Here is a 6,416-nt window from a genome sequence, read left to right as displayed (position 1 = left end):
CGTAGATCAGGATGTGCTCGGTTGCCGCGACGCCGAGACGGGCGCGCAGCGTGCCGTCAACGCCGCTCTTCGATTCAACGCCAGCGTTCGTGCCCTCCATGCCGTTGTAGCCGACATCGCCTTCAACACCGTAGACGAAGCTGCCCGACTGGAAGTTCCAACCGGCGAAGCCGTTGCCGACGAAGCCGTCGGTGTCAATGTCGTTGCCCGGGGTCGAGGTCTCACCGGAGAAACCGTAGCCAAGCGCGATACCGGCATAACCACCTTCCCAATCGTTGATCGGGGTGGAAATCACCGGAGCCGCAGGCGGTGCAGGCGGCTGCTCCATCACCGCGTCAGCGGCCTGAGCGGCACCTGCCGCAGCGACGAAACCAACGGCGGCAACCGTGGACAGAATGACGTTCTTATGGGCTTTCATGGTCCATACTCCTTAAGCCACTAGCATTTTCAAAGCTGCGGGCGCCCCTCATGGCTTCATGCCCTTAAAACGCACCACGCTGGCGAAGCCGAACCACATCGGGAGGAAGCAGGCCCGACTTCGCATGCCCCTTATCTGGGCGCGAATTAAGGCTGAACGTGCCCGAAAAAGGGGTCTTTCATTGTCACCAATGAGGCGGAAAATTGACGTTGTAAATGTGCAACAGAGGTCAGTCAGGACCTTGGGAGAGCGCATAGGAGCCCCTATATTCTGCCGGCCAATTCGATTCTAATGAGGTTCTTCATGCTTTTCAGCCTGCTCACCCTGGCGGTCGGCGTCACCCTTTTGGTGGTGGCCGGCGATGTCTTTGTGAAGGGTGCGGTGGGATTGGCAGAGAACCTGGGAATCTCGCCGCTCATCATCGGCCTGACCGTGGTGGCGTTCGGCACATCCGCCCCCGAACTGTTCACCTCCATCCAGGCTGCCCTTTCGGGTGCACCCGGTTTGGCTGTCGGTAATGTCGTCGGCTCCAACATCGCCAATGTCCTTCTGGTTCTGGGTGTGCCTGCCCTCATCCACCCCATCGTCTCGGACGGCGTGGGTTTGCGGCGCAACCTCATCGCCATGCTTGTCACCACGGCGGTCTTCATGTGGATGCTCTCGGGTGGCGTGATCAGCAGAATTGAAGGCGCGGCGCTTTTTGCTGGCCTTTGCGCCTTCATTGCCTGGCAGACCCGCGACGCATTGACCGGCGCTGTCCCCGCCGATCACGATTTTCATGACGACGTCGGTGAAGCACCGCATGACCGCAAACGGATCGTGTTCTATCTGCTTGTCGGATTGATCGGACTTCCCGTAGCCGCGCAACTGACGGTCGCTGGTGCGGTGGGGATTGCCGAAAGCTTTGGCGTAAGCGACGCGGTCATCGGATTGACGATCGTCGCTATCGGTACGTCTCTTCCGGAACTGGCAACCAGCTTGGCGGCAGCGCTGAAGCGTCATTCCACTGTGGCGCTGGGCAATATCGTCGGCTCGAACATCTTCAACATTGCCTGCATCATGGGACTGACCGCACTCATCACACCGATAGCCGTCGATCAGCGCATCGTTTCCATCGACATGTGGGTGATGCTTGCGGCGGCCTGCGTGCTCGCACTGCTCGGTTTTCTGCGCATCTCATCCGGCAAGCTCATGGGCAGTGCGATGCTGGCCGGTTTTGCCGCGTACATTGCAACCGTTTTTTGATGGCGGCAACAAAGCCGGAACAACTCCGGCTTTGCTTTCGACAGGGTCGGGCGATCAGAATTTCACGCCGAAACCGATACCGACCCGGTGGCTGCCCCAGGTGGGCGTCGCCGAACCGCTTCCCAGATCGAATGTTTTTGCGGCAAAATCGCCGTACTGGGTGAACCTGTATTCGGCCCGCGCGAACACCCGGTCCGTCAGCATAGCGTCCGCACCGGCACCCGCGGTCCAACCCAGCATGGTGTTCGTGTCGGACTTGCCGCCTTCCGACAGTTCGACCCGGCCGGCGGCCAAACCCGCCGTTGTGTAAAGCAGGAGATTGTCGGTCACCGCGTAGCCGAGACGGGCGCGAAGCGAGCCCTCCACACCGCCTTTGAGCGCCACGCCGCGATCGTTTCCCTTCAAACCGTTGTAACCCAGGTCACCTTCGGCGCCATAAACCAACACCCCGTTCTGAAAATTGTAACCGGCAAAGCCGCTTGCCGCGAAACCATCGGGTTTGAAGAAATTCCACTTTTCCTCGTTGAGCCCGGAACGCCCCGCTGCCGCGGTGACACCGGCATACCCGCCGACCCAATCCTTGATGGGAGTGTCGATGGCCATTGGCGTTTCGGCGATGGGCTCCTGTCGGACGAGGTCCGCGGCCATTACCGCACCGCCAGAACAAGAAAGAATAGATACAATACAAAAACAATTAATATACTTCATAAAACACCTGTATTTAAAAATGCGAGACACAAATCTAAAATGATTCTGTCTTAAATTGGGCAATATAAGTAATTTTATTATTATTTTTGAATATAATATTAACCACATTCATTGCTGGCATCCTTCGTGTCAGCAATGAATGGTCCTTGGCTCGATGGGGTTGGAGCCACACCGCATTGGGCTTACATGACAATGTGGAATTGACGGCTCCAACCGGAAAGATTCGCGACCGAGTGAAACGATACGGAAACGACATGGCTCACTCCAAGGCAACAGCATTGATCACCGGAGGCGCAAAGCGTATCGGCGCGGCCATCGCGCGCGACCTCGCCCATCATGGTTTTGCGATCGCGATTCATTGCAGCCGCTCTCGTCAGGAAGCCGAAAACCTCGCTCGGGAAATCATTCAGGCCGGTGGGGAGGCGGCGGTGGTTCAGGCCGACCTGCAGAACGGTTCGGCAACCCGAAAGCTGATCGCGGAGACCCGCAAAGCGCTGGATCTGCCCTCAATCGTGGTCAACAACGCTTCCCTCTTCGAGGATGACGGTATTGCGGATTTCACCGATGAGGGCTGGGACGCGCATTTCGACCTGCATGTGAAAGCGCCGGCACTGATCACGCAGGCGCTTGCGTGTGCCTTGCCGGCCGACCGGGAAGCCCTGATCGTAAACATGATCGACCAACGTGTCTGGCGCCTCAATCCGCGCTTCTTCAGCTACACGCTATCCAAGTCGGCACTCTGGACCGCGACCCGAACCATGGCACAGGCGCTTGGACCCAATATCCGCGTCAATGCCATCGGCCCTGGTCCCAGCCTGCCCAACCAACGGCAGCGGCAGGAAGACTTCGACCGCCAGACCGACGCCCTCGTGCTGAGACGCGGCCCGGATCTGGACGACTTCGGCCGCACGGTGCGCTATCTTTGGGAAACACGCTCGATCACCGGGCAGATGATCGCGCTCGATGGTGGGCAGCATCTGGCCTGGGAGACGCCGGACGTCGCGGGAGTGCCCGAGTGAACGCCAAGACGAAACTAAAAGAACCGGCAAGTTTGGCGCTGGAATGGGATTCCGGCAAGACCACCGACGGTGTGGTTGGCATCGAAGTCATCCAATCCGCCGTGAAACGGTTGCCCAACGCTCCCGGCGTCTACCGGATGATGAACGCCGAGGGCGATGTGCTTTATGTGGGCAAGGCCCGCAGCCTGAAAAAGCGTGTCACCAACTACGCCCAGGGGCGCGGGCACACCAACCGCATCGGCCGCATGGTTCGTGAAACGGCTTCCATGGAGTTCGTGGTCACACGGACAGAAACGGAAGCGTTGCTTCTGGAAGCCAATCTCATCAAGCGGCTGCGCCCGCGCTTCAACGTGCTTCTGCGCGACGACAAATCGTTTCCCTACATTCTCCTGACCGGCGACCATCCGGCTCCGGGGATTTTCAAGCATCGCGGTGCGCGTTCGAGAAAGGGCGACTATTTCGGCCCCTTCGCCTCGGCTGGTGCAGTCGGGCGCACGATAAACTCGCTGCAGCGCGCCTTTCTCCTGCGCACCTGCACCGATTCGGTCTTCGAGAGCCGCACCCGCCCCTGCCTTCTCTTTCAGATCAAGCGGTGTTCTGGTCCCTGTACCGGCGAAATCGACGAGGAAGGTTATGGCGAACTCGTCTCCGAAGCGAAAGCCTTTCTGTCCGGTCGCTCCAGCAAGGTGAAGGCGGAGATTGCCGAATCCATGCAGGAAGCCTCCGAAGCGCTCGACTTTGAACGCGCCGCTGTGTACCGTGATCGGCTTTCCGCGCTCAGTCATGTGCAGAGTCATCAAGGCATCAATCCGCAAGGGCTTGAAGAAGCCGATGTCTTCGCCATTCACCAGGAAGGCGGACAAAACTGCATTCAGGTATTTTTCTTCCGCACCGGACAGAACTGGGGCAACCGGGCCTATTTTCCAAAAGCCGATCCGAGCCTGGAGGCTGGAGAAGTGCTTGGCGCCTTTCTCGCCCAGTTCTACGACGACAAGCCCTGCCCGCGCATGGTGCTCATGTCACACGAGGTCGAGGAGCAGGAGCTTCTCGCCGAAGCGCTTTCGACACGCGCCGGCAGACGCGTTCAGGTATTCCGCCCGCAGCGTGGCGAGAAAAAGGACCTCACCGATCACGCCCTTCAGAACGCGCGCGAGGCGCTCGGCCGCCGGCTTGCAGAGACGTCATCGCAGGCTCGCCTTATGGAAGGCTTTGCAGAAACCTTCGGTCTCGAAAGCCCGCCCCGCCGCATCGAGGTTTACGACAATTCGCACATCATGGGCACGAACGCGGTCGGCGGCATGATCGTGGCCGGTGCCGAGGGCTTTGCGAAGAACCAATATCGAAAATTCAACATCCGCTCGACCGACATCACACCCGGCGACGACTACGGCATGATGCGCGAGGTATTGCAGCGGCGTTTTTCGCGCTTGATCAAGGAAAACGGCCTGCCCGATCTCGACAGCGCGCAGAACCAAGGCAATGAGCAGACGGATGCAGCGGAGATGCCTGCCTGGCCCGACGTGCTCCTGATCGACGGTGGTCAGGGACAACTGGCGGCTGTCACACAGGTTCTGGAAGATCTCGGGATCGCCGACATGGTCACGGCCATCGGCGTCGCCAAGGGAATCGACCGAGAGGCGGGACGCGAACGCTTTTTTACGGCGGGAAAGTCCTCCTTTACTCTGCCGGTGCGCGACCCTGTTCTCTATTTCGTCCAACGGCTGCGCGACGAAGCACACCGTTTCGCTATCGGTTCTCACCGGGCACGCCGAAAGAAGGAAATGGTGAAGAACCCGCTGGACGAGATCGGCGGTATCGGCCCTGGGCGTAAACGCGCCCTGCTCCACCACTTCGGGACAGCCAAGGCGGTGAGCCGTGCCGGGGTCGACGATCTGACGGCGGTGGAGGGTATATCCGAGGCCATCGCCCGCCAAATCTACAACCATTTCCACGAAAACGGCTGAGGTGGCGTTGTTTCGTCGCGCCGGTCCCGGTTGACGCTTGCCGTCGGCTTCGGCTTCTGATTTGACAGGAGATGATTGGCACACCGCCGGTTCAGGCCCGATTGGGGGCATTCATCGTATTCCTGCGCCCCTTGCGCCTGGACGCGGCGGGTTTGAATTCAACAGGCTGGAGCGCTCGTAGGCGCTCCGCGGCAGACCGGAGCAGGATCGCGCTTCATGGCCAGACGTAGCACACCGGCATTCAACATACCGAATCTCCTGACCTATGGCCGCATTCTCGCCGTGCCGGCAATCGTCTTGTGCTTCTTCCTGGAAGGCCGGCTTCAATCGAGCGACTTTGCCCGCTGGTCTGCGCTGGCGCTCTTCATTGCCGCCAGCATCACCGACTATTTCGATGGCTATCTCGCTCGGATCTGGAAGCAAACGTCGAACATCGGAAAAATGCTCGATCCCATCGCCGACAAACTGCTGGTCTCCACCTGCCTGCTGCTTCTGGCCGCCGACACCGACCGCACGATCGCCGGATGGACGCTGTGGGCGGCGATCATCATCCTTTGCCGCGAAATCCTGGTTTCGGGCCTGCGCGAATATCTTGCGGCTCTCAAGGTCAGTGTGCCGGTAACGCAACTGGCCAAATGGAAAACGACGATCCAGATGGTGGCCATCGGCTTTCTTCTGGCCGGCCCGGCCGGCGACAAGATCCTGCCTTACACTACGCAACTCGGCATCGCCCTGCTATGGATTTCCGCGATCGTCACGCTCTACACGGGCTACGATTATTTCCGCGCCGGGCTGAAGCACATCGCGGAGGAATGACCATGAAGCTCATCTATTTCGCCTGGGTGCGTGAGCGGATCGGCGTGCCCGAGGAAACGGTTGAGTTGCCGACCGGCATCGATACCGTTGCGGACCTTCTCATATGGCTGAAAGGCCGCGGCGAAAACTACGAAACCGCGCTGGAGCGCTCGGAGGTGATCCGCGTCGCCATCAATCAGGAACATGCCGAGCACACCGCTCCCCTGCCTGCCGACGGCGAGATCGCGCTTTTCCCGCCAGATCGGA

The 6,416-nt window shown here is 59.6% G+C and carries 6 protein-coding genes and 1 pseudogene; 5 read left to right on the top strand and 2 right to left on the bottom strand.

What is annotated here, in order from left to right; all coding sequences use genetic code 11:
* Positions 1-418 (bottom strand): annotated as a pseudogene (locus QZ638_RS21845) (porin family protein); the annotation flags it as partial.
* A gap of 303 nt (positions 419-721) precedes the next feature.
* On the opposite strand from QZ638_RS21845, the gene QZ638_RS21840 reads away from it, so the two are divergent.
* On the top strand, positions 722-1,663 hold the full coding sequence (locus QZ638_RS21840) for a calcium/sodium antiporter (RefSeq protein WP_295814508.1): 942 nt from the start codon (positions 722-724) through the stop codon (positions 1,661-1,663).
* A 54-nt stretch (positions 1,664-1,717) separates the two neighbouring features.
* Here QZ638_RS21840 and QZ638_RS21835 read toward each other — a convergent pair whose 3' ends face one another.
* Positions 1,718-2,311 (bottom strand): outer membrane protein, encoded by a 594-nt coding sequence (locus tag QZ638_RS21835; protein WP_295814504.1) that lies wholly within the window; start codon positions 2,309-2,311, stop codon positions 1,718-1,720.
* A gap of 314 nt (positions 2,312-2,625) precedes the next feature.
* On the opposite strand from QZ638_RS21835, the gene QZ638_RS21830 reads away from it, so the two are divergent.
* The 4 genes from QZ638_RS21830 to moaD all read left to right on the top strand — a co-directional run.
* Positions 2,626-3,390 (top strand): SDR family oxidoreductase, encoded by a 765-nt coding sequence (locus QZ638_RS21830; protein ID WP_295814501.1) that lies wholly within the window; start codon positions 2,626-2,628, stop codon positions 3,388-3,390.
* Positions 3,391-3,422: 32 nt separating this feature from the next.
* Positions 3,423-5,354, top strand: coding sequence for an excinuclease ABC subunit UvrC (gene uvrC, locus QZ638_RS21825; RefSeq protein WP_295814511.1), 1,932 nt, complete (start codon positions 3,423-3,425; stop codon positions 5,352-5,354).
* Positions 5,355-5,570: 216 nt separating this feature from the next.
* A complete protein-coding gene (gene pgsA / locus QZ638_RS21820; RefSeq protein ID WP_295814499.1) occupies positions 5,571-6,170 on the top strand; it encodes a CDP-diacylglycerol--glycerol-3-phosphate 3-phosphatidyltransferase in 600 nt (199 codons plus the stop codon).
* A partial coding sequence (gene moaD / locus QZ638_RS21815) for a molybdopterin converting factor subunit 1 (protein ID WP_295814495.1) occupies positions 6,167-6,416 on the top strand: 250 nt, incomplete at its 3' end. The genes pgsA and moaD, both read left to right, overlap by 4 nt.

Origin of the sequence: uncultured Nitratireductor sp. (assembly GCF_913053745.1) — a bacterium.
Taxonomy (GTDB): Bacteria; Pseudomonadota; Alphaproteobacteria; order Rhizobiales; family Rhizobiaceae; genus Nitratireductor.
This window is presented reverse-complemented; position numbering and strand designations above follow the sequence as displayed.